At 72.7% G+C, this 25629-nt stretch carries 26 protein-coding genes; 13 read left to right on the forward strand and 13 right to left on the reverse strand.

The genetic code is table 11. The features are described 5' to 3' along the window. Positions 1–77 precede the first annotated feature (77 nt). Entirely contained in the window at positions 78–2276 is a 2199-nt protein-coding gene (gene tatC / locus U5911_RS04335; protein ID WP_336035574.1) for a Sec-independent protein translocase TatC, read from the reverse strand. Between the two features lie 92 nt (positions 2277–2368). On the opposite strand from tatC (U5911_RS04335), the gene tatC (U5911_RS04340) reads away from it, so the two are divergent. Next, positions 2369–3661, forward strand: coding sequence for a twin-arginine translocase subunit TatC (gene tatC, locus U5911_RS04340; RefSeq protein ID WP_336035576.1), 1293 nt, complete (start codon positions 2369–2371; stop codon positions 3659–3661). A gap of 386 nt (positions 3662–4047) precedes the next feature. Here the strand turns inward: tatC (U5911_RS04340) and U5911_RS04345 are convergent, their stop codons facing one another. Further along, on the reverse strand, positions 4048–5331 hold the full coding sequence (locus tag U5911_RS04345; protein WP_336035577.1) for a cytochrome P450: 1284 nt from the start codon (positions 5329–5331) through the stop codon (positions 4048–4050). Positions 5332–5418: 87 nt separating this feature from the next. Between U5911_RS04345 and U5911_RS04350 the strand changes: the two genes are divergently transcribed. From U5911_RS04350 to U5911_RS04360, 3 genes are all read left to right on the forward strand, one after another. Further along, the gene (locus tag U5911_RS04350) at positions 5419–6081 is read left to right on the forward strand and encodes a helix-turn-helix domain-containing protein (protein WP_336035578.1); all 663 of its coding nucleotides are present in this window, start codon (positions 5419–5421) and stop codon (positions 6079–6081) included. A 78-nt stretch (positions 6082–6159) separates the two neighbouring features. Then, entirely contained in the window at positions 6160–8181 is a 2022-nt protein-coding gene (locus tag U5911_RS04355; RefSeq protein ID WP_336035579.1) for an endonuclease MutS2, read from the forward strand. A gap of 83 nt (positions 8182–8264) precedes the next feature. Then, entirely contained in the window at positions 8265–9389 is a 1125-nt protein-coding gene (locus U5911_RS04360) for an ORC1-type DNA replication protein (protein ID WP_336035580.1), read from the forward strand. 17 nt (positions 9390–9406) lie between these two features. On the opposite strand, the gene U5911_RS04365 is transcribed toward U5911_RS04360, so the two are convergent. Then, positions 9407–9922: a DUF7504 family protein gene (locus U5911_RS04365; protein ID WP_336035582.1), complete on the reverse strand. Its 516-nt coding sequence runs from the start codon at positions 9920–9922 to the stop codon at positions 9407–9409. 157 nt (positions 9923–10079) lie between these two features. On the opposite strand from U5911_RS04365, the gene rpiA reads away from it, so the two are divergent. Continuing rightward, the gene (gene rpiA, locus U5911_RS04370; RefSeq protein WP_336035584.1) at positions 10080–10754 is read left to right on the forward strand and encodes a ribose-5-phosphate isomerase RpiA; all 675 of its coding nucleotides are present in this window, start codon (positions 10080–10082) and stop codon (positions 10752–10754) included. A 103-nt stretch (positions 10755–10857) separates the two neighbouring features. Here the strand turns inward: rpiA and U5911_RS04375 are convergent, their stop codons facing one another. Next, positions 10858–11025: a DUF1931 family protein gene (locus U5911_RS04375; RefSeq protein ID WP_336035586.1), complete on the reverse strand. Its 168-nt coding sequence runs from the start codon at positions 11023–11025 to the stop codon at positions 10858–10860. A 246-nt stretch (positions 11026–11271) separates the two neighbouring features. Here U5911_RS04375 and U5911_RS04380 point away from each other — a divergent pair, with 246 nt between their 5' ends. Beyond that, positions 11272–11421, forward strand: a complete 150-nt coding sequence (locus U5911_RS04380) for a DUF7563 family protein (protein WP_336035588.1) — start codon at positions 11272–11274, stop codon at positions 11419–11421. A gap of 38 nt (positions 11422–11459) precedes the next feature. Continuing rightward, positions 11460–11732, forward strand: a complete 273-nt coding sequence (locus tag U5911_RS04385) for a GIY-YIG nuclease family protein (RefSeq protein ID WP_336035590.1) — start codon at positions 11460–11462, stop codon at positions 11730–11732. A 13-nt stretch (positions 11733–11745) separates the two neighbouring features. Here the strand turns inward: U5911_RS04385 and U5911_RS04390 are convergent, their stop codons facing one another. Both U5911_RS04390 and U5911_RS04395 read right to left on the reverse strand, forming a co-directional pair. Then, positions 11746–11928: a hypothetical protein gene (locus U5911_RS04390; RefSeq protein ID WP_336035592.1), complete on the reverse strand. Its 183-nt coding sequence runs from the start codon at positions 11926–11928 to the stop codon at positions 11746–11748. Between the two features lie 97 nt (positions 11929–12025). Continuing rightward, on the reverse strand, positions 12026–12604 hold the full coding sequence (locus tag U5911_RS04395; RefSeq protein WP_336035594.1) for an NADPH-dependent FMN reductase: 579 nt from the start codon (positions 12602–12604) through the stop codon (positions 12026–12028). Positions 12605–12739: 135 nt separating this feature from the next. Here U5911_RS04395 and U5911_RS04400 point away from each other — a divergent pair, with 135 nt between their 5' ends. Continuing rightward, a complete protein-coding gene (locus U5911_RS04400) occupies positions 12740–14110 on the forward strand; it encodes a phosphoglucomutase/phosphomannomutase family protein (RefSeq protein ID WP_336035596.1) in 1371 nt (456 codons plus the stop codon). A gap of 4 nt (positions 14111–14114) precedes the next feature. Here U5911_RS04400 and U5911_RS04405 read toward each other — a convergent pair whose 3' ends face one another. The 3 genes from U5911_RS04405 to U5911_RS04415 form a co-directional block, all read right to left on the reverse strand. Then, the gene (locus tag U5911_RS04405) at positions 14115–14579 is read right to left on the reverse strand and encodes a GNAT family N-acetyltransferase (protein ID WP_336035598.1); all 465 of its coding nucleotides are present in this window, start codon (positions 14577–14579) and stop codon (positions 14115–14117) included. A gap of 1 nt (position 14580) precedes the next feature. Beyond that, positions 14581–14778: a ubiquitin-like small modifier protein SAMP2 gene (gene samp2 / locus U5911_RS04410; protein ID WP_336035600.1), complete on the reverse strand. Its 198-nt coding sequence runs from the start codon at positions 14776–14778 to the stop codon at positions 14581–14583. A gap of 66 nt (positions 14779–14844) precedes the next feature. After that, complete coding sequence (locus U5911_RS04415) at positions 14845–15933, reverse strand: bactofilin family protein (RefSeq protein WP_336035602.1); 1089 nt, start codon at positions 15931–15933, stop codon at positions 14845–14847. Positions 15934–16082: 149 nt separating this feature from the next. On the opposite strand from U5911_RS04415, the gene U5911_RS04420 reads away from it, so the two are divergent. Both U5911_RS04420 and U5911_RS04425 read left to right on the forward strand, forming a co-directional pair. Continuing rightward, positions 16083–17054 (forward strand): replication factor C small subunit, encoded by a 972-nt coding sequence (locus U5911_RS04420; RefSeq protein ID WP_336035604.1) that lies wholly within the window; start codon positions 16083–16085, stop codon positions 17052–17054. Between the two features lie 52 nt (positions 17055–17106). Continuing rightward, positions 17107–17445, forward strand: a complete 339-nt coding sequence (locus tag U5911_RS04425; RefSeq protein WP_336035605.1) for a hypothetical protein — start codon at positions 17107–17109, stop codon at positions 17443–17445. Between the two features lie 3 nt (positions 17446–17448). Here the strand turns inward: U5911_RS04425 and U5911_RS04430 are convergent, their stop codons facing one another. Beyond that, positions 17449–17949 carry a TspO/MBR family protein gene (locus U5911_RS04430; RefSeq protein ID WP_336035606.1) on the reverse strand — a complete coding sequence of 167 codons (501 nt, stop codon included), beginning with the start codon at positions 17947–17949 and terminating at the stop codon, positions 17449–17451. 40 nt (positions 17950–17989) lie between these two features. Here U5911_RS04430 and U5911_RS04435 point away from each other — a divergent pair, with 40 nt between their 5' ends. Further along, complete coding sequence (locus tag U5911_RS04435; protein ID WP_336035607.1) at positions 17990–18442, forward strand: hypothetical protein; 453 nt, start codon at positions 17990–17992, stop codon at positions 18440–18442. 76 nt (positions 18443–18518) lie between these two features. Here the strand turns inward: U5911_RS04435 and U5911_RS04440 are convergent, their stop codons facing one another. Both U5911_RS04440 and U5911_RS04445 read right to left on the reverse strand, forming a co-directional pair. Beyond that, positions 18519–19502, reverse strand: coding sequence for a glutathione S-transferase family protein (locus U5911_RS04440; protein ID WP_336035609.1), 984 nt, complete (start codon positions 19500–19502; stop codon positions 18519–18521). Positions 19503–19591: 89 nt separating this feature from the next. Beyond that, complete coding sequence (locus U5911_RS04445; protein WP_336035611.1) at positions 19592–20911, reverse strand: outer membrane protein assembly factor BamB family protein; 1320 nt, start codon at positions 20909–20911, stop codon at positions 19592–19594. Positions 20912–21047: 136 nt separating this feature from the next. On the opposite strand from U5911_RS04445, the gene alaS reads away from it, so the two are divergent. Both alaS and U5911_RS04455 read left to right on the forward strand, forming a co-directional pair. Further along, positions 21048–23825 (forward strand): alanine--tRNA ligase, encoded by a 2778-nt coding sequence (gene alaS, locus U5911_RS04450; protein ID WP_336035612.1) that lies wholly within the window; start codon positions 21048–21050, stop codon positions 23823–23825. Positions 23826–23928: 103 nt separating this feature from the next. Further along, a complete protein-coding gene (locus U5911_RS04455) occupies positions 23929–24210 on the forward strand; it encodes a hypothetical protein (protein WP_336035614.1) in 282 nt (93 codons plus the stop codon). A gap of 12 nt (positions 24211–24222) precedes the next feature. Here U5911_RS04455 and U5911_RS04460 read toward each other — a convergent pair whose 3' ends face one another. Next, complete coding sequence (locus tag U5911_RS04460; RefSeq protein ID WP_336035615.1) at positions 24223–25449, reverse strand: HD domain-containing protein; 1227 nt, start codon at positions 25447–25449, stop codon at positions 24223–24225. Positions 25450–25629 lie beyond the last annotated feature (180 nt).

Genomic DNA, 25629 nt, shown 5'->3' on the forward strand with positions numbered 1-25629 from the left:
ACTCCGCGATTATCTTAAGGGGTTCGCGTCGCGGCCGGCGGACAGCGGCGCAGCCCCCCGGCGCCGCCCGCGGCGACCTACCCCCGTGACGCCGTCCGGGTCGACCCGCCGCCGCGCCGCCCGCCGAGCGTGAGCACGGTGAGGACGGCGAGCCCGACGAAGTACATCACGACCATCGGGAGCGCGATGACGAGCATCGTGTAGAGGCTGTCCGGCGTGACGAGCGCGCCGAACACGAACGTCGAGATGACGGGGACGCGCCACCGCCGCCGCATCGTGTCGTAGGAGACGATGCCGCCGAGGTGGAACAGCACCATCGTCACGGGGATGTCCACGAGCAGGCCGATGCCCACGGTCAGCAGGAACACCGTCCACGCGAAGTTGCTGACGGTGTAACTGATCTCCATGCCGGCGCTGAGCGCGTCGTACACGAGGTAGGAGATGACCTCGGGCGCGACGACGGCGTACCCGAGCCAGCTCCCGACCAGGAGGCCGCCGACGAGGCCGCCGCCCCAGACGACGATGGCGCGCCGGTCGCCGGTCACCCAGCCGCGGCTCGTCAGCGCCGGCCACAGGTAGTACAGCGCCACGGGGAGGACGCCGACGGCCGCCAGCACCACCGAGATCTTCACCTGGAAGACGAGCGCCTCGACGGGGTGTAGCGTGATCGGCCACTCGACGGCGCCCGCCGGCTGGACGTCCTGGGGGATGCGCGCGATGAAGTCGTCGCGGAGGTCGCCGAACCCGCCGTAGTACAGCCACCCGAAGATGCCGACCATCAGCACCATGAACGAGCCGACGATGCGGAACGCCCGCGACCGCAGGCTCGCGAGGATGAACCGGATGTCGTAGTAGTAGCCGCCGATGTCCTCCTCGGTGGTCTCCTCTTCCGTGAACGCGTCCATCATCCCGGCGGCCGTCGACTGCACGGTGTCCGAGGGGTCCGCGCTCTCGTCCCCCTCGGCGTCGTCGCCCTCGCCGGACGACTCGAGGGACTCCTGCACGTCGTCGTAGCGGTCGAGGATCGCCTGCGCCTTCGCGTCGTCGTCGGCGTCGAGCGCGCGCCCCGCCGCGGCGACGGCCTCGTCCTCGCTCATCGCCGCGAACTTCTCCGGCGGCGCCGCGCGGACGCCCGAGGCGTCGAGCACGTCGAGGTCGATGGCGGCCGGGTCGGTGGGCTGGCCGACGCCGGCGGCGGCGACCTTCGTCGCGGCGCGGTCGATGGCGACGTACACGTAGTAGAGGAGCGCCGCGACGAGCGCCAGCGCCGCGGCGGCGGCGCCGAGCAGGAGGGTGCCGGTCGCCGGGTCGACGCCGACCGCCTCGGCGACGGTCGGCACGCGCACCGACGACCCGATGGCGTCCAGCCCGGCGTTGAACGCCTCGACGCCGCCGTACTGGCCGAACGCGTAGCCCGCCGCGAACCCGACGACGCCGACGCCGAGCACGCGGTTCCAGCGCTCGGCGAACACGCCGCGGACGTCGACGTGCTCGCGGCCGCGTTTCATCGTCACGACGGCCTTCGCGAGGTACAGCGACAGCCCGTAGAGGACGAGCAGGGGGGACGCCCACAGGATCTGCGTGAACGGGTCCGGCGGCGAGAAGAACGCGCCGAACGCGAAGATGCCGACGACCGCGTACTTCCACTTGTCCCGGAACGTCTCGTAGGGGACGATGCCCGAGTACGAGAGCGCGGAGACGACCAGCGGCAGCTGGGCGGCGAGCGCGAACGACAGCGCGAGGAAGAGGATGAACTCCGTCCACTGCACGACGCCGTACTTCGGCGCGAGCCCCGCGCCGACCGCGTTCCCCGCGAGGAAGTCGAACATCAGGGGGAAGAACAGGAAGTACGCGTAGCCGACGCCGAGCGCCCCCAGCCCCACGCAGACGACGCCGACGACGGCGACGTGCAGCCGCCGCACCGACACGTCCGGGATGATGTCGCGGTCCTCCAGGGGCTGTCTGGCGTGGTAGAGCAGGACGGGAATCGCAGTGACCGCTCCCGCGAACAGGCCGATCTTCACCTGCATGAGGATGACGTCGAACGGCGTCTGCGCGATGACCTGCGCGGTCTCCTCGAGCAGGTCGCGCTCGAGCGTCGGCCAGACGTACAGCCGCATCGCGAAGATGCCGCCGACGAGGCCGACGACGAACGCGATGAAGACGTGCTGGAGCTTCGACTGCGCGGTCCGCAGCATCACTCCGACGGTCTGCCGCCCCGAGTCGATGGCGCGAGCCGTCCCGGGGTCGATCATGCCGTCGTCGGAGCTACTCATTGGGCCCGGCTAGCCCGCTCGCGATTATCAATCTTCCCGTCCACCGCCAAAAGAAAGCCTATAACGGACGGGTCGCCAAGGCACGGACAGGAATGGCCGACGAATCGGACGGCGGACGCGAACGCCCGGAGTGGAGTGACCTCGCGTCGGCCGTCCGTCGAGTGGACGCGGACGACGACGGCGCCGCCGCGGCGACGCCGGACGACGAACCGCACGACGAGCCCGCCGTGGGCGACGAACCCGAGGACGGGCCGACGCCCGCGGTCAGACGCGTCTCCGGCGCCGAACCCGCCGAGGCCGACGAGGGGTTCGACCGCCCCGAGCCCGCCGAATCGGACGGCGAGCACCCCGACTCCCCCGAGCGCGTCGACTGGGACGCCCTCGAGTCCGCGGTCCGGCGCGTCGAGACCGCCAGCGGCGCGGGCGGCTGGGACGACGACGACCTCGCGGTCGGCGGCGACCTCGTCGGCGAACAGGCGACCGACCCACAGCTGCTCGCCGACGAGGACCACCAGGCCGACGAACCCGCCGGGGACGGCGAGTCCGTCGAGGCCGACGCGCCGTCCAGCCACGACCCCGACGACGCCCTCGACCCCCGCGAGAACTCCGTCGTCGACGCGGAGGAGACGCCCGAGCCGCCGGACGACGGCCTCGGCATGAGCGCGCCCGAGTCCGACGTCGAGCAGCCGCTGGCCGTCCACGTCGAGGAGATGGTCAAGCGGCTCGCCGTCGTCATCGCCGTCGCCGGCCTCGTCAGCGCCGCCGTCTTCCCCGTCACGGAGGCGCTGATCACCACCATCTGGAACTACGTGCTGCCGGGCGCCGAGGCCGTCGACCCCCGCGTCTACCACCCGCTCGAGCTCATCATCACCCAGCTGAAGGTCGCGAGCCTCGCCGGCCTCGTCGTCGCGCTGCCCGTGTTCGTCTACCAGTCGTACGCGTTCATGCGGCCCGGGCTCTACCGGAACGAGCGCCGCTACTACCTCGCCGCCGTCCCGACGAGCCTCGTCCTCGCCGTCCTCGGCGTCCTCTTCGCGTACCTGCTCGTGCTCCCGTACACGATGGACTACTTCCAGGGGTACACGCAGGACACCGCCGACGTCGCGTTCGCGCTCGGCACCACCTTCAACCTCATCCTCATGGTGATGGGGTACCTCGCCATCGTCTTCCAGATCCCCCTGTTCATCATGCTCGCCATCATGCTCGGCGTCACCACCCGGGCGTGGATGGAGGACCGCCGCCTCCTCTTCTGGGCGGCGTTCGCCGGCATCTCCTTCACGTTCGGCGCCATCGACCCCACGGGCGTCGTCCCCATCATCGTCGCGCTCACCATGATCGCGCTCTTCGAGGGGACGCTCGCGCTGCTCCGGTGGACGGGCAACTGAAACCCACGTTTTGCGCTGCGGGCGGCCTCCGGCCGCCCTCGGCAAAACTTGGGGAGAAAGCGCCGTCGCACCCCCTACGGGGGTGCTCGGCGCCCGCGCCTCCGGCGCGGTGAACCGCTGCCTTCGGGTCCTTCGGACCGCACAGGCCGCGGATGCTCGTCGTCGTTCGCTCGACGGGAGCACGACTCGCGAAGGCCAAGTGCGAGCGGTTGAACCACCGACTGCGAGGCGAGCGAAAGCGATACCGGCTGGCGGCGTCGCGGCGCTGGCCGTGGCCGCGTTCGCGGTGTCGACCGTCGGGTACGGCGTCACGGCGTGGAGAGCGGCGGTGGCGGTCGCCGGTGTCGGTTCGCGTCCGCGGAAGCCCTCGTCGACGGGAGTTCCGTCTAGCGCTCGCGGACGCGCACCTCGACCGGGCCGCCGGGGCGGAGCGTGAGGCCGGGCGCCGGGTCGAAGTCCGTGTCGTCGGTGGCCTCGAAGCGGTAGTCGGCGAGCAGTTCGGCGAGCGCGACGCGGAGTTCCTGCAGCGCGAACCGGCGGCCGATGCACTGGCGCTGCCCGCCGCCGAACGGGAAGTACGCGAACTCCGGGCGGTCGTCGGTATCGTCACCGATGAAGCGCTCGGGACGGTAGGCTTCGGGGTCGTCCCACCAGCGGTCGTCGCGGTGGACGACCCACTGCGGCAGGCCGACCAGCGATCCCTCGGGGACGCGGTAGCCGCCGAGTTCGGTGGGCTCGGCGGCTTCTCGCATCAGCATGTGGACCGGCGGGTAGAGCCGGAGCGCTTCGTCGACGGCGGCGCGGAGGGAATCGGCGTCCGCGGGGTCGTCGGCCGCGTCGAGCGCGTCGCGGACGCGCGCCTGCTCGCCGGGGTTCGTCGCGAGGCAGTGGACGGCAGCGGTGAGCGCGGTGCTGGTGGTCTCGTGGCCGGCGAGCAGCAGCGTCACGAGTTCGTCGCGGAGTTCCTCGCGCCCGAGGTCGGAGTCGAGGATGGCGGCGAGCACGTCGCTGGCGTCGTCGGCGCCGGTGTCCGCGAGGTCGTACGCGACGCCTTCGAGGTCCGTGACCGCCCGCTTGTAGCGCCGGTGGCTCGGCAGGGGGACCCAGTCCGGGACGTAGAACGGGATGCCCTCGTCGTGCGCGAACCGCGCCGCGATGGCGTCCGCGGCGGCCGCGATGGTGTCGTGGTCGTCCGCTACGTCGACGTCGAAGAACGCGTCCGCGAGCACCGACAGCGTCAGCGTCGTCGCGGCGTCGAAGGCGTCGACGGTGTCGCCGTCGCGCCAGTCGCCGGCGACCTGTCGCGTGGCGGCGCGCATCGCTGGCTCGGCGGCTTCGACGCGGCGCGCGTAGAACGCCGGCTGGAGCGCCTGCCGGCGGCGCCGCCACGTCTCGCCGTCCGCAATCAGGGAGCCGTCGCCGAGCAGGCCGCCGAGTTCGCGGCGCTGGAAGTCGCCCTTCGGGAACGCGTCGGCGTCGTCGACGAGCACGCGCTCGATTTCCGCCGGGTGCGCGACGAGCACGCCCGAGTTCCCGGGCATCGACAGCCCGACGACGTCGCCGTGGTCGCCGACGGAGCGTTCGAGGAAGGCGAGCGGGTCGCGGGAGAACGCGAGCGCGTGCCCCAGCACGGGGAGGCCATCTGGTGTCGGTGGCGCTGGCGTAGACATGACGATTCGAGGTTGGTGCGGCGGACGGGTGGACGCACGGCCGAGCGAGCACGGCAATTCAAGTAGTGGGGCGCGAACACTGACGCGATGAAGTACGCTCGCGTGACCGTGCAGGCGCCACCCGAGGCCGCGTCGGCGGTCCACCGCGCAGCGATGGACGAGGGCGCGCTCGGCGACGCCTACCTCCTGTTCGGCGGCATCGAGGAGCGCGAACCGACGCAGTTCTACGCCGTGGAGGGCGACCGCGACCCGCTCGTCGCGGCGCTGGACGGCCGCGACGCCGTCTCCTACCACGACGTCGCGGGCGTGGACGACGACTACGTGTACGTCTACACGCAGGAGACGGCGACCGAGGCGAACCGCCGCCTGCGCGCGACGTTCACGCGGGACTCGCTGGTGACGACGCTGCCCGTGGTGTACCGCGCGGACGGCACGGCGTCGTTCACGGTCGTGGGCGCGGCCGACGACCTGGCGGACGCCGTCGAGGACGCACGGACGGTCGCCGATCTCGAAATCACTCGGTACGGCGACTACGACCCCCGGCAGACCGAGTACGCGGCGGCGATCACGGACCGCCAGCGCGAGGTCGTCGAGGCCGCCGTCGACCTCGGGTACTACGACGTGCCGAAGACCGCCAGCCAGGCCGACGTCGCCGACGCGCTGGACTGCGCGGCGTCGACGGCCGCCGAACACCTCCGGAAGGCGGAGGCGGCGCTGGCGCGGGCGGCGGTCCGGACGCGCCTCGGGTAGGCATCCGGGAGTGGCGGGGAGGGCGGTGCGGTCGCGGTCCGCGTAAGACCTTAGGCGCGGGCGACGTAAGGCCGGCCGATGGACCTAGAGGCGATTCCGGGCGTCGGCGCGAAGACGGCGGAGGCGCTGCGGTCGCTGGACGACCCGGAGGCGGCCCTGGAGCGCGGGGACGTCGCGGCCGTCGCGGGCGCGCCGGGCGTCACCGAGGGCCGGGCGGCCCGCATCGTCCGCGGCGCGATCCGGGCGCGCCACGACGACGACGGCGAGTTCCTCGCGACGGACCGCGCCGAGCAGGTGTACGAGCGCGTGCTCGGGCTCCTCCAGGCGCGCGCCGTCACCGACTACGCGACCCAGCGGCTGCGGACGTTCTACCCGAGCGCGGCCGACTCGCGCATCGCCGAGGTCAACGAGTTCGTCGAGCGCGCCGTCGAGCGCGACCCGAGCGAGGACGTACTGGACGCCCTCGAGGGAGTGACACCCCTCTCGCGGCCGGAGAGCCTCGCGGTCCGCGACCGCTGTCTCGCGACGACGGACGCGGAGACGTACGCCGAGGCGAGGGAGGCGTTCCCAGAGCTCTCCGTGGAGGTCGTCGAGGACGCGCGGGGGCTGGCGGACCTCGCGCGCGGCTACTCGACCGTGGTGGCACTCGACGAGGCGTTCACGGGCGTCGAGGTCGACGGCGACGTGCGCGTGGAGCCGGACGCCCTCGACCGGCCCGGGGAGGTCGTCCCGGAGCGCGTGCTCTCTTTTTTCGCGACGAACCGCGACCGCGTCAGGGCGGCCGTCGCGGTCCACGAGGCCGCCGGCCTCGAGACCGACGTCGACCTCGCGGAGCTGGACGACGCGCTCGCGCAGCTGGCCGCGGACGGCTCGGTGGCGGGCGACGAGGAGCTCGACCGGCTGTCCACCGCCGTCGACGACCTCGACGCCGCCGTCTCGACCGCCGAGTCCGTGGCGAACGACCGGCTCCGCGAGGCGATCCAGGAGCAGGACGTCACCATCGAGGGCGCGGACCTCCTGAGCCTCGTGGAGCGCGGCGCGGGCGTCGACAGCCTCCTCTCCCGGGAGCTCGCCGACGAGTACGAGGCCGCCGTCGACGCCGCCCGCGACCACCTCGTGGACGCCCTCGACCTGCGGGACGGCGAGGCGTCGCTGGCGCGCCGGGCGTTCGGCGACCAGCCGACGTTCCCCGTCGAGCACGACCGGGAGGCCGTCTCGCGGCTTCGCGAGGAGCTGTCGGCGGCGCGGGACCGCCGCGGCGCCCAGCGCAAGCGCGACCTCGCGGCGACGCTCGCTGACCTCCGGGAGCCGACCGAGGGGCTCGTCGAGCGCGCGCTCGAACTCGACGTCGAGCTGGCTGTCGCGCGGTTCGCCGAGGACTTCGAGTGCACGCTCGCGGCGCGCGGCGGCCGCGGCTTCGAGATCGAGGGCGGGCGCTCCCCCGTCCTCGACGTCCCCTTCGACGAGGTGGAGCCGGTCGACTACGGCGTGGACGGCGTCGCGCTGCTGTCGGGCGTGAACTCCGGCGGGAAGACGAGCACGCTCGACCTCGTCGCGGTCGTCGTCGTGCTCGCGCACATGGGGCTGCCCGTGCCGGCCGAGTCAGCCAGGGTGCCCGCGGTGTCGGAGCTGCACTACTACGCGAAGTCCCAGGGGACCCTGGACGCGGGCGCGTTCGAGGCGACGCTGCGGGACTTCGCCGGTCTGACCGAGCGCGTGGCCGAGCGCGGCGAGGCCGCGGCGAGCGCGGGCGGGCCGGCGGGGAAGCTCGTGCTCGTCGACGAACTGGAGTCCATCACGGAGCCGGGCGCGTCCGCGAAGATCGTCGCCGGCATCCTCGAGGAGCTCCACGACGCGGGCGCGTCCGGCGTGTTCGTCTCCCACCTCGCGGGCGAGATCGAAGAGCAATGCGGGTTCGACGTCACCGTCGACGGCATCCGGGCGCTCGGCCTGGCGGACGGCGAACTCGTCGTGGAGCGCTCCCCGGTCAAAGACCACCTCGCGCGCTCGACGCCGGAGCTCATCGTCGAGAAGCTGGCGACCGGGGACGCCGCCGAGTCGCGGGCGGCGTTCTACGGCCGGCTGCTGGAGAAGTTCTAGATTCCCGGCGTAGACCCACTGAGCGGCGATTTCTGCGGCGCGATGGCGAACCATTAAGTGCCTGCCGGAGCGTGGTGAAAGTGATGAGCGACGACCCCGAGGAGGGGATGCTGGGGTGGGACGAGACGGTGTTCCGGGACGAACACGTCTTCGAGATCGACTACGTCCCGGAGGTGTTCCGGCACCGCGAGTCCCAGCTCCAGACGCTGCAGTACGCGCTCCGGCCGGCCGTCCGCGGGTCGCGGCCGCTGAACGTGATGGTCCGGGGGCCGCCGGGCACCGGGAAGACCACCGCCGTCCAGAAGCTGTTCGGCGAGCTCCGCGGCCAGCGCGGCGTCAGGACGGTGCGCGTGAACTGCCAGGTCGACTCGACGCGGTACGCCGTCTTCTCCCGGGTCTTCGAGGAGATCTTCGAGTACGAGCCGCCCTCGTCGGGCATCTCGTTCAAGAAGCTGTTCGGGCAGGTCGCCGAGCGCATCGCCGACGAGGAGGAGGTCCTCGTGGTGGCCCTCGACGACGTGAACTACCTGTTCTACGAGGGCGAGGCCTCGGACACGCTGTACTCGCTGCTGCGCGCCCACGAGACCCACGCGGGCGCGAAGGTCGGCGTCATCGTGGTGTCCTCGGACCTCGACCTCGACGTCATCGAGAACCTCGACGGCCGCGTGCAGTCGGTCTTCCGGCCGGAGGAGGCGTACTTCCCGGCGTACGACCGCTCGGAGATCGCGGACATCCTCCGGGACCGCATCGAGGTCGGGTTCCGGGAGGGCGCGGTGCCGACGACGGTCCTCGACAGGGTCGCCGAGCTCACCGACGAGGCGGGCGACCTGCGCGTCGGCATCGACCTGCTGCGGCGGGCGGGCCTGCACGCGGAGTCGCGCGCGAGCAAGACCGTTGAGCTGGACGACGTCGACGCCGTCTACGAGGAGGCCAAGCACATCCACCTCTCGCGGAACCTCCGCGCGCTCTCGGAGACCGAGCGCGCGCTCGTGGAGACGGTCGCCGAGTACGGCGGCGGGCAGGCCGGTGACGTCTACGACGCGTTCAACGACCGCACCGACCTCGGGTACACGCGGTACACGGAGCTGGTGAACAAGCTCGACAAGCTCGGGCTCATCGACGCCGAGTACGAGCAGCTCGAGGGCAGGGGGCGGTCGCGGACCATCCGGCTGGCGTACGACCCCGAGGCGGTCAAGGACCGCCTGTAGCGGCGGGCCGCGGCGCGTCAGTCGACGGCCACCGCGTCGTCGAAGAGGCCGAGCAGCGAGTCGAGGACGGCGTCGTCGTGGGCGGCGGGGTCGGCGTGGCAGTGGACGGCCCCGTCGGCGGCGCGCACGCGCCCACAGAGCACCTGGAGGAACCGGTAGACGCGCGGCGGATCGCTGTACTGGAGCAGCGTCGTCAGCGAGTCGACGCAGACCGCGGGTTCGGCGTCGTCCGGCAGGCCCTCAAGGAACTCGGAGACGGCGATGCCGACGCCCGTGAGGTCGCGGGGGTCCGCGACGGTGCGGACGCTGTCCTGGTGCGGGCTGGTCGTCACGAACCACGTGGGCGGCGTGGACTCGCGGGCGGCGAGCCAGCGGTCGGGCGGGTGTCGCAGCGACACCGCCAGCGCCGCGTCCGCCCCCGAGAGCAGGTCCGCGCAGGCGGCTGGCTCCCCCTCCGACACCCCCGGTGCGAGCACGAGCGTGACGCCCCCCGGGTCGCCGCGCTCGTCGGTCGTGCGTACGCGCTCCGGCATACCAGCGGGGACGCCGCACACGTCGATAGTTATTGGTCAGCTAATTGCCGTAAGTGGTCGCCTACTGGTCGCGGCCGCGTCGGCGGCGCGAGCCGGCGGTCGCGCCCGGCCGCCGGCAGGCGGTGGTTTTTGGTCGGTGGGGGGCGACGCGCCGAGTATGAAAGACCCGGGCGGACGCGAGGACGCGAAGCGGCGAGCGGGCGAGGCGGCGGCCGAGGCGGTCGAGGACGGGACGGTGGTCGGGCTCGGCACGGGGAGCACGGCCGCCCACGCCATCCGCGCCCTCGGCGAGCGCGGCGTCGACGTCGAGGGCGTGCCGACGTCCTACCAGTCCCTCCAGCTCGCCATCGACGCCGGCGTGCCGCTGACGTCCCTCGCGGAGGCGAGCGTGGACGTCGCCATCGACGGCGCCGACCAGGTGGCGGGCGGCGACCTCGTGAAGGGCGGCGGCGCGGCGCACGCCCGCGAGAAGTACGTGGACGCCAGCGCCGACCGGTTCGTCGTCGTCGCCGACCCCTCGAAGGAGGCGGACGCGCTGGACCACCCCGTCCCGGTGGAGGTGCTGCCGGACGCCGAGCCGGTGGTCGCCGAGCGCGTGCGCGGCCTCGGCGGCGACCCGGCGCTGCGGGCCGCCGAGCGCAAGGACGGCCCCGTGGTGACGGACAACGGCAACCTCGTCCTGGACTGCGCGTTCGGCCGCGTCGACGACCCCGGGGGGCTGGCGGCGTCGCTGTCCGGGATTCCGGGCGTCGTCGAGCACGGCCTCTTCGTGGGACTCGCGGACGCCGTCTACGTCGGCACGGCCGACGGCGTTCGGGTCACGGAACTGTAGCGCTGGCGGCGCTCACGGGCGGACTACTGGCGGCGGCGCGCCGGGCGGCCTCGCGGCTACGGGACGTGGCGCCGCGATAAAACAGCGGGGTCGAGAGACCGGTTTACAGGTCGCGCGGCTGGACGGTCTTGCGACCGTTGGCTTCGGCGCGCCGCGCGGCGTCCTCCAGGAGCTCGGACACTTCGTCGTCGAGCGCCTCGTAGAAGTCGGAGGCAACGTTCTTGTCGTCGAGTTCTTCCTTCACAGCGGCCTTGACGATGAGGTCTGCCATACGAACGGCTTTTTTCCGGCCCTCCTTATAAGGCTTCCCATACTCTGCGGGCGTAGCGGCCGGTCACGGGGCGCTGAGCGGGGAACACGGGAGAATACCGAGGCAAGGTCGTGGAGCGAGCGACCGGCACACGGGGACCCCGAACGGAGATTCGAGTTCGGCGAAATTTTGTTCGAAATTGGGAAAACTCCTTTATTCGCGTGTGGCGTACGTTGCCACACTGGCGCGCCGCGCCAGACAACCCCCATGCCCCGCTGTGACCACTGCGACGCGCACGTCTCCGACCAGTTCGCGCGCGTGTTCGCCGACGAGGACGGTCGCCTGCACGCGTGCCCGAACTGCGCGGCGAACGTCGGCATCGCCGAGGTGTCGAAGGACCGCGCACGCCGAGCCTGACCGAAACGCAGTCCCTTCTCCGCGCCGTCGTCCCGGACGTGCACTACGCGTACGTGGTCGCGTGCAGCGACGACACCTACTACACGGGCTACACCACGGACGTCGCGCGCCGCGTCGCCGAACACGACGCCGGCGACGGCGCGAAGTACACGCGCGGCCGCACTCCCGTCGAGCTGGCGTACGTCGAGCGGTTCGCGTCGCAGTCCGCCGCGATGCGCCGCGAGTACGAACTCAAGCAGCTGCGCCGCGACGAGAAGGAGCGGCTCGTCGCGTCCCAGGACGACCCGTGGGAACGCGCGGACGGCGACTGACGCGACGAGCGAATCAACCGGCGTCGAACAACAGCACCGCCAGCGAGAGCGCCACCGCGACGGCCAGCAGCGGTCGCCAGTCCCCGGTCTGTCCGGCGTGGTAGGCGGCCGCCGCCGCGGCGACGACGCCGACCGCGTAGCCGCCGACCCGGACGCTGTCGGCGACGTCGAACGAGAGTGGAGGCGTTCTCGTCATCACTCGACTTGCTCGAGTGCGTCGGCGTAAACGTGTCGGTCGTCTGTTGGGGCGGTGGCTGTCGGCGGCGGCCCCTCTGGCTGTCGGCGGCGGCCCCTCAGTCGTCGGCGCTCGCGCACGACGCGCCGTCGGCGACCTGTCGGCGGCGCGCGGCCGCGACGACCGCTTCGCCGACGCGGTCGACGCGCTCCGCGACGGCCTCGTCGACGAGGCCGTCGCCGTCGAACTTCGCCGAGGCGTCCAGCACGCCGGCCTGCTCGGGGACGACGTCGGCGTGGACGCCGCGCATCGTCACGCGCATGTGGTCGAGCGTCGACGCGATGGTGCCGCCGCCCGCGACCACCACGAGGCCGACCACGGTGTCCTCGTACTCGTCGAAGCCGCAGTAGTCGTGGAAGTTCCGGAACGTCGACGAGTAGCTGCCGTGGTAGTTCGGCGACCCGACGACGACGCCGTCGGCGCGGCGGACGCGCGCCAGCAGGGACTCGGCGTCGCCGCACTCGCCGGCGTCACGGTCGGGGTGGTACAGCGGGAGGTCGACGCGCCCGAGGTCGATCAGGTCGGTGGCGGCGCCCGCGCGCCCGGCGGCGGCGAGCGCGCGCTCGACGGTGCGTTTCGTGTAGCTGCCGTCGCGGCGACTGCCCGAGACGCCGACGACGAGCGGGCGGGGACTCATTGCCGCCTAGAGGGCGGCCACGGGATAAATCCGCGCCGGTCGCCGACGGAATCACCGCTACTCGGTTTCCGTACGCACGCCGAGGAGTCGACGGCTTCCGCAGGGGTTTTGCCGCGACGCGGCGACGACTCCCCCATGGACGCCATCTCCTTCGGGACCGACGGCTGGCGCGCCACGCTGGACACGTTCACGAGCGACCGCGTGCGCGCCGTCGCGCAGGCGACCGCGGACTACCTCGAGGCGGAGGGCCGCGGCGGCGGGACGGTCGCGGTCGGGTACGACGCCCGCGAGTCCTCGCCGGGATTCGCGGACGACGTCGCAGACGTGCTCGCGCGCAACGGCTTCGACGTCCTGCTGCCCGAGCGCGACTGCCCGACGCCGCTGGTCGCGTACGCGACGCGCGAGCGCGGCCTCGCCGGCGCCGTCGTCGTCACCGCCTCGCACAACCCGCCGGAGTACAACGGCGTGAAGTTCCTGCCGCCGGACGGCGCGCCGGCGCTGCCCGAGGTCACGCGAGCCATCGAGGCGAACCTCCGCGAGCCGGTCGACGCCGAGCGCACCGGCGACGTCCGCGAGGTCGACCTCGTGACCGCGCACGCCCAGCACTGCCGCGACCTCGTGGACGCGGACCTCTCCGGGCTGACCGTGGTGTACGACGCGATGCACGGCAGCGGCCGCGGCGTCACGGACGCGCTCCTCGAGGCCGCCGGCGCCGAGGTGGTCCGGGAGCGCTGCGAGCGCGACCCCGAGTTCGGCGGCGCGTCGCCGGAGCCCGACGAGGCGAACCTCCGGGGGCTGGCGGAGGCCGTCGACGAGCACGGCGCGGACCTCGGCGTCGCGAACGACGGCGACGCCGACCGCCTCGCGGTCGTCACGCCCGATCGCGGCGTCCTCGACGGCAACGAGTGCTACGTCCTGCTGTTCGACTACCTCCTCGAGCGCGACACGGGGCCGGCGGTCAGGACCGTCTCGACGACGTTCCTCGTGGACCGCGTCGCGGACGCCCACGGCTGCGAGGTCGTGGAGACGCCGGTCGGCTCGAAGTGGGTCGCGGCGGCCATCGCCGAGCACGACGCGCTGTTCGGCGGCGAGGAGTCCGGCGGCTACATGATGCGCGGCCACGTCCGGAACAAGGACGGCGTCCTGATGGCGCTGGTCGCCGCCGCCGCGGCGAGCGAGCGCCCGGTCGACGACCGCCTGGACGCCGTCGAGGCCGAGTTCGGCGCGGTCCACCAGGACAAGGTGAGCGTGGACTGCCCGGACGACCGCAAGTCCGCCGTCCTCGACGAGCTCGCCGACCGGCTCCCCGAGGCGGTGGCCGGCGTCGCCGTCGACCGCGTGAACGACGCCGACGGCTTCAAGATCCTGCTCGCGGACGGCTCGTGGCTGCTCGTGCGCCCGTCCGGCACGGAGCCGAAGCTGCGCGTCTACGCGGAGGCCGACAGCCCCGGGCGCGTCGAGGCGCTGCTGGTGGCGGGGCGGGACCTCGTCGAGCCGCTCGTCTGACTCCCTACTCGGCCGCCTCGAACCGCTCGTCCGGCTCCCGCGTCTCGCCGAGCACGCCCCGGTAGCGGTCGCCGCGGCGCTCGCAGTCGAAGCCCAGCGACTCGTAGAACGGCTCGACGGAGCGGTCGAACGCGGCGGTCAGGGGCCGCCACTCGCTGGCGGCGTGGGCGATCAGCGCCGACCCGATGCCCTGCGCGCGGCGGCGGCGCCGCACCGCGACGGCCTCGACGTGCGCGCCGCGCTCGCGCGGCACGGCGACGAGCGCGCCGACGACGCGGTTGTCGACGTCCGCGACCACGACCGTGCCGCCCGCGATGCGGCGCTCGGCGGTGTCCGCGCCCAGTTCGAGGTTCGCGCCGTCCAGGACGCGCATCACGCCGAGGTGGTCGCGGGCCGTCGCGGGACGCACGGTGACCTCCGCTGGCGGGTTCGCGTCGACGGCCGGTTCGTCCGCGGCGTCGGCCGGCACGCTACCCGCCCCGGATGAGCCGCAGGACGCGGACGTGTTCGGCGTCGACCGGCTGGTCCTCCGGCACGGGCGTGCCGTCCACCATCACCGACACCTCGTGCGGGCTGAGGCCGACCGCCCCCAGCAGGTCGGCGTACGTCTCGTCCGTGACCTCGAACTCGTGGGTGTCCTCCCCGACCACCTCGACGGTCACGCGCATGCGCCGGCGTAGACGGCGGCCGGCCTTAGGCGGCGCGGTCCGGCGCCGCAGCGACGCAACCGACCGTCAGGCGGCGTCCGCGCCGCCGCCGGTCTCGTTCCGGCCGCCGTCCGCGTCGCCGCCGCGGCGCCCGCGCACCCACGCGTAGGCGGCGGTGCCGACGCCGCCGAGGCCGACGAGCAACACGAGGAACTCCACGAGGCCGCCGACGACGGGAACGCGACCGAGGAGGTAGACGGCCGCGATGCCCACGGCGAGCGCGAGCAGTCGGCCCTCGCGGTCGGCCACCGAGAGCAGCCACGCGCCGACCGCGTACTCGCCCCAGACGAACGCCAGCAGGACGAGCAGGACGTACAGGAAGACGCCGAGGACGCCGAGCGGGATGCCGACGATGGTGACGAACAGCGCGACGAGCGCGACGGGGACGCCGAACAGGACGAGGAGGCCGACGCCGAGCGAGCGCGCCGGCGACTCCCGGAGGCCGTCGGCGACGGTCCGCGAGACCCCGGGGAACGCGACGAGGAGGACGGCGCCGACGACGAACGTCAGCAGGAAGCTGTACAGCGTGAACACCCAGTCGGCGACCTGCGCGAACCCGGGGACCGGCGACACGGAGATGCTCGGGTCCTCGCGGAGTTCGCCGTCGACGGTCGCGCCGTCGGCGGCGGTGAGGTCGCCGTCGTAGACGAAGTCGCCGCCGACGCGCGCGGTGTCGGCCAGCGAGATGCTGCCCGCGCCGACGCGCGCGGTGCCGTCGACGGTGCCGGCCAGGGCGAACGACCCGGCGCCCGCCTCGAGGTCGCCGCGCACGACGCCGGATTCGGCGACGTCGACGGTGCCGGCGGCGACGCGCACGTCGCCCTCGACGGTGCCGGCGACCCGGACCGAGCCGGCGGCGCCCTCCACGGACCCGGTGACGGTGCCGGTCTCGGCGACGTCGACGCTGCCGGCGAACGCCTGCAGGTCGCCGTCGACGGTGCCGCGGACGACGACGCTGCCGCCGGTCGCCTGGAGGCCGTCGACGGTCTCGCCCTCCTCGACGACGACGGTGCCGCCGACGCGCTCGTCGGCGGCCGCCGTGCCGACGAGAACCGGCGTCGCCAGGAGGACGACGACTGCGAGCAGGACTGCGCTGCGGGAACCACTGCGGAGCATGGTCGACGTGACAGCGGCCGAACGCTTAACTCTGGGTGTGACAGGCGAGCGCATCGCCGTCCCGGGCGGCCGCCAGGAGCCGGGCCGCCGCCGCGCGGCGGTCCCGCCGTCTCGCGGAGTTTAAGTCCGGGTAGCGTCTGTCGGTAACTATGGCAGACGCCGCGGGCGGCCGGCAGGAAATCTGGGTGGAGAAGTACCGACCGGACCGACTGGCCGACGTCGTCGGACACGAGTCCATCACGGAGCGCCTGGAGAGCTACGTCGCCCGCGACGACCTCCCCCACCTGCTATTCGCGGGGCCGGCGGGCACCGGGAAGACGACCGCGGCCGTCGCCATCGCGAAGGAGCTGTACGGCGACGACTGGCAGGAGAACTTCATGGAGCTGAACGCCAGCGACGAGCGCGGCATCGACGTGGTTCGGGACCGCATCAAGAACTTCGCGCGCACGTCGTTCGGCGGCTACGACTACCGCGTCATCTTCCTCGACGAGGCGGACGCGCTCACCGACGACGCCCAGTCGGCGCTCCGCCGGACGATGGAGCAGTTCTCCGAGAACACGCGGTTCGTCCTCTCCTGTAACTACTCCTCGAAGATCATCGACCCCATCCAGTCCCGCTGTGCGGTGTTCCGGTTCTCGCCCATCGACGACGACGCGGTCGCCGCCCACCTCGCGGACATCGCCGACCGGGAGGGCGTCGAGTACACCGAGGCCGGCGTCGACGCGCTCGTGTACGCCGCGGACGGCGACATGCGGCGCGCCATCAACGCCCTGCAGGCGGCGTCGGCGACCGGCGACGTCGTCGACGAGGAGACCGTCTACGCCATCACGGCGACCGCGCGCCCCGAGGAGATCGAGGAGATGGTGACGGAGGCCCTCGACGGGGACTTCACGGCGGCGCGGTCGACGCTGGACGACCTCGTCTCCCACCGCGGCCTCGCCGGCAGCGACATCATCGACCAGGTCCACCGCTCGGTCTGGAGCTTCGACGTCGACGACGAGGCCGCGGTGCGCCTGCTGGACCGCCTCGGCGAGGCGGACTACCGCATCGCCGAGGGCGCCAACGAGCGCGTGCAGCTCGAGGCGCTGCTGGCGTCCGTGGCGCTGCAGGCCGGCGAGTAGGCCGCCCGGCGCGAAGGACAGGGTTCTTCCGGGCCGCCGCGAAGCGTGGGGTATGGCAGACCTCACCGAGTTCCAGGAGAAGGCCGTCGAGACGGTGTCGACGCTCGACGACGTGCCGATGGCGGTGCTGTACCACTCGCCGACCGGCCCGGAGATGTTCCTCCAGAACGACCACCGCGACCGCGGGGACTTCTCGCCGCACGTCGGCCTGCTGGCGGCGTACGTCTACCAGCTCGCCGACGAGATGGACGCGACGACGAACGACGTGTTGCGCGCGGCCGACGAGCAGCTCCGCGAGTGGGGCGAGCGGGGCGTCGGCGTCAGCGCCGAGCACCGCGGCAGCGCGGCGGCGGACAGCGAGGCTGGCGGCGCCGACGCCGAGGACGCCTGACGGTCAGTTCAGCGTCCAGAACGCGTAGTTGAGGTACGCGGCGAACGACACCCACGCGAGGTAGGGGACGAGCAGCGCCGCGGCGGCGCGGCGGACGCGCGCGAACGCCCCGATCGTCGCCGCGATGAGCGCCCACAGCACGGCGATGACGGCGAGCCCGCCCTCGATGTCCTGGCCGCCGAAGAACACGAGCGTCCACGAGACGTTGAGGACGTACTGCGCGACGAACAGGCCGAGGGCGAGCGTCCGCGCGCGGCCGCGGCCGTCCCGGAGCACGAGGTAGGCGGCGACGCCGAGCAGCGTGAACAAGAGCGTCCACACCGGTCCGAACACCCAGTTCGGCGGCGCGAGTTCGGGCCGCGCGAGCGTCTCGTACCACGACCCCGAGCCCGTGGCGGTGACGAGGGCTGGCGACGCGCCCACGACGTTACAGGCGACGACGGCCACCGCGAGCCCCGGCAGGTCGCTGCGCGAGAACCCGCTCGTCGTGCGGCGTGTTGACATCCACCTCGGAGTTTAGGGCTCCGGGACCATAACGTCCCGCATGACCGAGGAGACCGAGTCCCCCGCGGACCGGCGCGGCGCGGGGCGCGCTCGACCGGCCACCGTCTCGCTGTACCTGCTCGGCGCGCTGGGGCTCGGCGTCACCGCGCTGTTCGGCGGCGGGGCGCTGCTCGTCGACCCGACCGGCGAGTCGCTGCGGTTGCCCCTCGAGTGGCTCGACGGCACCCCGTTCTCGGACTACGCCGTCCCCGGGCTCGTCCTGTTCGGCGTGCTCGGCGTGGGGTCGTTCGCCGTCGCCGCCGGCGTCGTGCTCGGCCGGTCGTGGGCGTGGCCGGCGAGCGTCGGCCTCGGCGTCGCCCTGAGCGGCTGGATCGTCGTCCAGGTCCTGCTCGTCCGGCAGGTCACGTGGCTACAGGCCGTCTACGGCGGCCTCGGGCTGCTGCTCGTCGGGCTCGCGCTCACGGCGTCGTTCCGCGCGGCGGTCGCGCGGTGAGCCGCCAGTCGGCAGGCGGACGGCGAGTCACTCGTCGGCAGTCGCGCGGTGACGCGAGACCCGCCGTCGCACCGCGTCACTGCCGCAGCGCCTCGGGCGGCCCGCCGGGGAGGTCGTCGCGGTCGTGTGGCGCGAAGAACTCGGGGTTCGGGCCGGTCGGGACCAGGCGCCCGGGGTTCAGGTCGCCGTGGCTGCGGTAGTAGTGCTGCTTGACGTGGTCCATGTGGAGGGTGTCCGCGACGCCCGGAAGTTGACAGAGCTCGCGGAGGTACGGCCAGAGGTGCTCGTAGTCCGCGACCCGGCGGCGGTTGCACTTGAAGTGCGTGTGGTAGACCTCGTCGAAGCGGTACAGCGTCGTGAACATCGCGACGTCGGCCTCCGTGAGGGCGTCGCCGGCGAGGTAGCGCTGGTCGGCCAGGCGGTCGTCGTAGCGCTCGAGCGCCGCGAACAGGTCGTCGACGGCGTCCTCGTACGCGCGCTGGGTCGCCGCGAACCCGGCGCGGTAGACGCCGTTGTTGATGGGGTCGTAGATGTCGTCGATGACGCGGTCGACCTCCTCCCGGTAGCCCTCGGGGTAGAGGTCGACGTCCCGGGCGGCGAGGTCGTCGAACGCGACGTCGAGCATGCGCACGATCTCCTCGCTCTCGTTGTTCACGATGGTGTCCGCGACAGTGTCGTAGAGGACGGGTACCGTGACGCGGCCGGTGTAGTCGGGGTCGGCGTGCGCGTACACCTCGCGGAGGTAGTCGCTGCCGTGGACGTGGTCGGGCGTACAGCCGGGTTTCTCGGGCGCGAACGCCCAGCCCTGGTCGAAGCGCACGGGGTCGACGACGCTCACCGACACCGCGTCCTCGAGGCCCTTCAGGGCGCGCGTGAGGAGGGTGCGGTGGGCCCACGGACACGCGTAGGAGACGTAGAGGTGGTAGCGCCCGGGCTCGACGGACTCGTCCTCGTCCACCCAGTCGCGGAACGCCGTCGTCTCGCGCTCGAACTCGCCGCCCTCGCCGTGCTCGATCTGTTCGACGTCGGTCCGCCACTCGCCGTCCACCATGCGGCCCATGCCGGGACAGACGCGCGCCGGACGCTTACGGCTTGAGGGAAGCGGCCGTCCTCGCTGCGGCTCGAGGGAAGCGGCCGTCCTCGCTGCCACTACACGTACGCGCGGACGGAGTTGTCGTACGGCGCGCCGGGTTCCTCCTTGATGCAGACGCCCGCGTACATGACGTCGTCGACGACGACTGGCGCGCCGTACGCGCCGTGGTAGACGCCAACCGGGAGGTCGAAGACGACGTCGCCGGAGGCGGCGTCGAGCGCGAACAGCGGCTCGCCGCCGACGTAGAGGGTGCCGTCGGCGAGCGCCATCCCAGACATCTGGGTGCGGTCGTTGGCGGCGCGCCACTCCTGCTCGCCGTCCGCGTCGAACGCGACGATGTCGGCGGCGGTGAGCACGAACAGCCGGCCGTCGCCGTACGTCGGTCGCGTGTAGATGCGGTGCTCGACGGTGCGCGTCCACGCCGTCCCGCCGTCGGGCGTGAGCGCGTACACGGTGCCGTCGCGGCTCGCGAGGTGGACGCGGCCGTCCGCGACCACGGGCGCGACGGGCAGCGAGCCGTCCGTGTCGAACGTCCAGTCCACGTCGCCGGTCTCCGTGTCGAGGGCGTACAGCGTCCCCGCCGTCGAGCCGTCGCTGGCGACGCGCGTCGCGGCGACGTAGACGGTGCCGTCGACGGCCGTCGGCGCGCCCGTGACGTAGCTGCCGGGCGCGTCCGGCACGTCGAAGCGCCAGCCCCGCTCGCCGCTGTCGGGCGCGAGCACCTGCACGAACCCCGTGTCCGCCTCGGTCTGGCCGGCGACGTAGAGGCGGTCGTCCCCGAGCGCGACCGTCGACGTCGCCGGCACGGCCGTCGACCACCGCTGGCCGCCGTCGGCGGGGTCGAGCGCCCGCACCGACCCGGGCGCGCCGCTGTTCACGCCGCTTGCCTCCTTCGCGACCGCGTACAGGGTGTCGTCGTGGTGGGTCGGCGCGAAGTGGTGGGTCATGCCGCCGAGGTCGCGGCGCCAGCGCTGCTCGCCGGACTCGGCGTCGAACGCCCACGTGTAGCGGTTGCTCCCGACGAACACGCGGCCGTCCGCGACCGCGGGCTCGCGGAGCGTGTAGATGCCGGAGACGTCCGAGTTCCAGACGACGCTCGGGTCGTCGGCGGGCCCGGCGGCGTCCGGGTTGTACCCGCTGTGGCCGGGGTCGTAGCCGTACGTCGCCCACGCGGCCTCGCCGGACAGCGAGATGTCGGGCTGGCTCGTCGTCTCGGTGGCGGGGTCGCCGGTCGACTCCTCGCGGGTGGTCGCGGCGCCGCTCGGGGCCGCCGTCGTGCGCTCGGAGTCCGCGGGGGCGGCACAGCCGGCCGTCGCCGCGACGGCCGACCCGAGGCCGGCGAGGAGGGCGCGGCGGGAGAGGCGCCGTTGCTCCATCACGTCGGGGTTACGCGGGACGGGACGTAAGGTTGACGCACCTCGTCGGGGCCGCGGTCCAGCGGCCGAGGACGGCGTTCCGCGCCGCGAGCGCGCCCCGGAACTGTTTTACTCGTCGGTCGGCCATCTACTGGCAATGAGCGACCTCGAGTCGGAGTACCGCCTCGACTACTTCGAGGAGGAGGGATTCGAGCGCAAGGAGTGCGTGGACTGCGGCGCGCACTTCTGGACGCGCGACCACGACCGCGAGACGTGCGGCGAACCGCCCTGCGAGGACTACCAGTTCATCGACGACCCCGGCTTCGACGACGAGTACACCTTAGAGGAGATGCGGGAGGTGTTCCTATCGTTCTTCGAGGAGCACGGCCACGAGCGCCTCGACCCCTACCCCGTGGCGGCGAACCGGTGGCGCGACGACGTGCTGTTGACGCAGGCGTCGATCTACGACTTCCAGCCCCACGTCACCTCCGGCGAGTCGCCGCCGCCCGCGAACCCGCTCGCCGTGAGCCAGCCCTGCATCCGGATGCAGGACATCGACAACGTCGGGAAGACCGGTCGGCACACGATGGCCTTCGAGATGATGGGCCACCACGCGTTCAACGCCGACCCCGGCACGGACTACGCCTACGAGGGCGAGGTGTACTGGAAGGACGAGACCGTCGAGTACTGCGAGGGCCTCCTGGAGTCCGTGGGCGTCGACCTCACCGAGGTGACGTTCATCGAGGACCCCTGGGTGGGCGGCGGCAACGCCGGCCCGGCGTTCGAGGTCATCTACAAGGGCCTCGAGGTGGCGACGCTCGTCTTCATGAGCCTCGAGCAGGACCCCGACGGCGAGTACGAGATGAAAGACGGGAACACGTACTCGCGGATGGACCGCCGCGTGGTGGACACGGGCTACGGCCTGGAGCGCTGGACGTGGATGAGCCAGGGGACGGCCACGGTCTACGAGGCCATCTACCCCGAGATGATCGAGTTCCTCCGGGAGCAGGCCGGCGTCGACTACACCGAGGCCGAAGAGCAGATCGTCCACCGCGCGGCGAAGCTCGCCGGCAACCTCGACATCGACGAGGCCGAGGACGTCGAGGCCGCCCGGGACAACATCGCGGAGCAGGTCGGCGTGGAGACCGAGCGCCTCGTCGACCTCGTCGAGCCCCTGGAGTCCATCTACGCCATCGCGGACCACTCGCGGACGATGGCGTACATGTTCGGCGACGGCATCGTGCCGTCGAACGTCGGCACCGGCTACCTCGCGCGCATGGTGCTACGGCGCACGAAGCGCCTCGTCGACGAGGTCGGCGCGGACGTCCCCCTGGACGAACTCGTGGACATGCAGGCCGAGCGCCTCGGCTACGAGAACCGCGACACCATCCGGAGCATCGTCCGCAGCGAGGTCGAGAAGTACGCCGAGACCCTCGAGCGCGGCGGCCGGCGCGTCCGCCAGCTCGCCGAGGAGTACGCCGAGCGCGGCGAGCCGATCCCCGCCGACGAGCTCATCGAGCTGTACGACTCCCACGGCATCCAGCCGGACATGGTCGCGGACATCGCCGCGGAGGTCGGCGCCGAGGTGCAGGCGCCCGACGACTTCTACTCGCTGGTGGCACAGCGCCACGACACGGGCGGCGCGGTCGCCGACGAAGCGCGCGCGGACGAGCGCCTCGAGGACCTCCCGGAGACGGAGGGGCTGTACTACGACGACCCCTACCGGGGCGAGTTCGAGGCCGTCGTGCTCGACGTCTTCGAGCGCGAGGCTGACGGCGACGCCGTCTACGACGTGGTCCTCGACCAGACGATGTTCTACCCCGAGGGCGGCGGCCAGCCCGCCGACCGCGGGACGCTCTCCACGGACGACCAGACCGTCGACGTGGTCGACGTCCAGGAGCGCGACGGCGTCGTCCTCCACCGCACCACCGAGAACCCCGGGAAGGGCGAGTTCGTGCGCGGCCAGGTGGACATGGACCGCCGCGAGCGCCTGATGGCCCACCACACCGCGACGCACGTCGTCGTCCACGCCGCCCGCGAGGTGCTCGGCGAGCACGTCCGGCAGGCGGGCGCCCAGAAGGGCGTCGAGAGCTCGCGCATCGACGTCACGCACTACGAGCGCCTCGACCGCGAGACGGTCAAGCGCATCGAGCGCGTCGCCAACGAGATCGTCCGCGAGAACACGAGCGTCCAGCGCGAGTGGCCAGACCGCCACGAGGCCCAGGAGAAGTACGGCTTCGACCTCTACCAGGGCGGCATCCCGACGGGCGAGAAGATCCGGCTGGTCCACGTCGCCGAGGACGTCCAGGCCTGCGGCGGCACGCACGTCAACCGCACCGGCGAGATCGGCGCCATCAAGATCCTGAACGCGGAGCGCGTACAGGACGGCGTCGAGCGGTTCACGTTCGCCGCCGGCGAGGCCGCCGTCGAGCACGTCCAGGAGCTCGAGGACGACCTGCTGGCGGCCGCGGACGTCTTCGACGTCACGCCCGGGGAGGTCCCCGCGACCGCCGAGCGGTTCTTCACGGAGTGGAAAGAGCGCGGGAAGACCATCGAGGACCTGAAAGAACAGCTCGCGGCGGCCCGCGCGGCCGGCGGCGCGGCCGGCGAGGAGTTCGACGTCGCCGGCACGACCGCGGTCGTCCAGCGCGTCGACGGCGACATGGACGAGCTCCAGGCGACCGCGAACGCGCTCGTCGACGAGGGGAAGATCGCCGTCGTCGGCTCCGGCGCCGACGGCGCGCAGTTCGTCGTCGCCGTCCCCGACGGCGTCCCCGTGAACGCGGGCGAGGTCGTCGGCGAACTGGCGGGCCGCGTCGGCGGCGGCGGCGGTGGCCCGCCGGACTTCGCGCAGGGCGGCGGCCCCGACGCCGACGCGCTCGACGATGCGCTCGACGACGCGCCCGACATCCTCCGGGAAGTCGCGAGCGCCTGACGGCCGGGCACGCGGCGTCGCGGCCGACCACCGGTGTCCGGACGCGACCGACCCGGCACGGCGGGGAAACGGAGATGTACCTCGCCGTGGTAGTCTCCTCTTCATGCCGGACGACGACCACTCCGAGTCCGAGGAGAACCTCTCGACGGTCGGGTCGGGCGCCGTCGACGCGCTGTTCGACGACATCGAGGCGACGATCGAGGAGTTCGACGAATTCGCCGACGAACTCGAGAACGTGCGGCGGCGCGTCGCGGCCAACGACGGCGAGACGTCCGGGCACGTCCGCAACCGCGTCGCCCAGGACGCCGACCAGCTCGCCGCGGAGGCCGAGGCCGCGACCGAACGGCTCAGGGAGGCGTTACAGAACCTGGAACGGACGGTCTGAGCGCGGCCGGCCTCACTCCGTCGGGTCGCCGACGTCCGCGAGGCCGAGCACGCGCTCGGCGGCGGCGGCGACCGCGGGGACGTGCTCGGCGGGCGCGTAGACGCCGAACCGCCACTGGACGCGCTGGGACGCCTGCATCCCCCGGACGAGTGGCGACTGCTCGGCGAGCGGCCTGACGTCCCCGGCGGCGGACTGCGTGCGACTGCCCGGGGCGCTCCGGGACTCCGTGTTGACGGCGACGCGCACCGACGACTCGGGCATCGAGGGGTGGCCGGGGTTGTCGACGACGACGGCGCGCTCGGGGACGCCCGCTCGCTCCGCGATTCCGGTCTCGAACTCGCGGACCGTCGCGTAGTCGGCGTCGACGACGTCGTCGGGGACGTCGCCGCGTTCCGCCCAGACGGCGCGCTTGTAGAGGTCGCGGTCGGTGACGCGGCGCGCGGTGTCGGCGGTGGCGTCGTGTTCGCGGAGCGCGCCGAGGAGTTCGGCGTCGGTCATGCGCGCGAACGCCTCGGGGTCGACGGCCGCGGTCGCGAGGAAGCGCTCGCCGGCGCGGTCGAGCATCGCGCCGGCGATGCGGGAGACGTGGTGGCGGTAGACGGTCGCGTTCATCAGGGCGCGGCCGACGAGCAGCGACTCGGCGGTGGCGACGTTGCCCGCCGCGAGCACGAGGTCGTCGCCGCGGAACGTGAGCGCGCGCAGCAGGCGGCCGTAGTCGATGGTGCCGTAGGGGACGCCGGTGTGGTGGGCGTCCCGGACGAGGTAGTCCATGCGGTCGACGTCCAGTTCGCCCGCGACGAGCTGGCCGAGCTTGCCGTCGCCGGCGACGGTGGCGGCGACGCGCTCGGGGTCGAGGCCGTGGTCGCGGAGGACGTCGCCGATCTCGCCGTCCACGAGGAGGTGCGCGACGTCGTCGTGGTGGCGGCCGAGGTGGCGCTGGATGATGCCCTCGGTCTGGTGGCCGTAGGGGCCGTGGCCGACGTCGTGGAGGAGCGCGGCGGCGCGGACGGTGTCGGCGCGCGCGCCGGTGACGCCGAGGTACTCGAGCGCGCGGTCGGCGAGGTGGTAGACGCCCAGGGAGTGCTCGAAGCGCGTGTGGTTCGCCGACGGGTAGACGAGGCGGACGGTCGAGAGCTGTTTGACGTGGCGGAGCCGCTGGACGGGCGACGTGTCCAGGAGGGCCTCCGCGACGCCGTCGACCTCGACCCAGTCGTGGACGCTGTCCTTGATTGCGCGCATCCCACCGGCGTGAGGAGCGAGGCCACCAAAGGTGGTTCGGAGGCGTCGCGAACTCTTGCAGGTGTCCGTACGCTTAAGCTGCTCCGTGGCAAAGTGTAGCATGCAGCGCACAGCTCGGGAGACCGTGGACGGGAAAGTCGGAGACGGCAGTCATCCCCGTCTCCGCTGTCACGACACCGC

Source organism: Halobacterium yunchengense, from assembly GCF_037031165.1.
GTDB lineage: Archaea > Halobacteriota > Halobacteria > Halobacteriales > Halobacteriaceae > Halobacterium > Halobacterium yunchengense.

Coding starts and splice junctions, on each gene's coding strand:
- tatC (WP_336035574.1), bottom strand. CDS start 2,276: ATGAGTAGCTCCGACGACGGCATGATCGACCCCGGGACGGCTCGCGCC.
- tatC (WP_336035576.1), top strand. CDS start 2,369: ATGGCCGACGAATCGGACGGCGGACGCGAACGCCCGGAGTGGAGTGAC.
- U5911_RS04345 (WP_336035577.1), bottom strand. CDS start 5,331: ATGTCTACGCCAGCGCCACCGACACCAGATGGCCTCCCCGTGCTGGGG.
- U5911_RS04350 (WP_336035578.1), top strand. CDS start 5,419: ATGAAGTACGCTCGCGTGACCGTGCAGGCGCCACCCGAGGCCGCGTCG.
- U5911_RS04355 (WP_336035579.1), top strand. CDS start 6,160: ATGGACCTAGAGGCGATTCCGGGCGTCGGCGCGAAGACGGCGGAGGCG.
- U5911_RS04360 (WP_336035580.1), top strand. CDS start 8,265: ATGAGCGACGACCCCGAGGAGGGGATGCTGGGGTGGGACGAGACGGTG.
- U5911_RS04365 (WP_336035582.1), bottom strand. CDS start 9,922: ATGCCGGAGCGCGTACGCACGACCGACGAGCGCGGCGACCCGGGGGGC.
- rpiA (WP_336035584.1), top strand. CDS start 10,080: ATGAAAGACCCGGGCGGACGCGAGGACGCGAAGCGGCGAGCGGGCGAG.
- U5911_RS04375 (WP_336035586.1), bottom strand. CDS start 11,025: ATGGCAGACCTCATCGTCAAGGCCGCTGTGAAGGAAGAACTCGACGAC.
- U5911_RS04380 (WP_336035588.1), top strand. CDS start 11,272: ATGCCCCGCTGTGACCACTGCGACGCGCACGTCTCCGACCAGTTCGCG.
- U5911_RS04390 (WP_336035592.1), bottom strand. CDS start 11,928: ATGACGAGAACGCCTCCACTCTCGTTCGACGTCGCCGACAGCGTCCGG.
- U5911_RS04395 (WP_336035594.1), bottom strand. CDS start 12,604: ATGAGTCCCCGCCCGCTCGTCGTCGGCGTCTCGGGCAGTCGCCGCGAC.
- U5911_RS04400 (WP_336035596.1), top strand. CDS start 12,740: ATGGACGCCATCTCCTTCGGGACCGACGGCTGGCGCGCCACGCTGGAC.
- samp2 (WP_336035600.1), bottom strand. CDS start 14,778: ATGCGCGTGACCGTCGAGGTGGTCGGGGAGGACACCCACGAGTTCGAG.
- U5911_RS04415 (WP_336035602.1), bottom strand. CDS start 15,933: ATGCTCCGCAGTGGTTCCCGCAGCGCAGTCCTGCTCGCAGTCGTCGTC.
- U5911_RS04420 (WP_336035604.1), top strand. CDS start 16,083: ATGGCAGACGCCGCGGGCGGCCGGCAGGAAATCTGGGTGGAGAAGTAC.
- U5911_RS04425 (WP_336035605.1), top strand. CDS start 17,107: ATGGCAGACCTCACCGAGTTCCAGGAGAAGGCCGTCGAGACGGTGTCG.
- U5911_RS04430 (WP_336035606.1), bottom strand. CDS start 17,949: ATGTCAACACGCCGCACGACGAGCGGGTTCTCGCGCAGCGACCTGCCG.
- U5911_RS04435 (WP_336035607.1), top strand. CDS start 17,990: ATGACCGAGGAGACCGAGTCCCCCGCGGACCGGCGCGGCGCGGGGCGC.
- U5911_RS04440 (WP_336035609.1), bottom strand. CDS start 19,502: ATGGGCCGCATGGTGGACGGCGAGTGGCGGACCGACGTCGAACAGATC.
- U5911_RS04445 (WP_336035611.1), bottom strand. CDS start 20,911: ATGGAGCAACGGCGCCTCTCCCGCCGCGCCCTCCTCGCCGGCCTCGGG.
- alaS (WP_336035612.1), top strand. CDS start 21,048: ATGAGCGACCTCGAGTCGGAGTACCGCCTCGACTACTTCGAGGAGGAG.
- U5911_RS04455 (WP_336035614.1), top strand. CDS start 23,929: ATGCCGGACGACGACCACTCCGAGTCCGAGGAGAACCTCTCGACGGTC.
- U5911_RS04460 (WP_336035615.1), bottom strand. CDS start 25,449: ATGCGCGCAATCAAGGACAGCGTCCACGACTGGGTCGAGGTCGACGGC.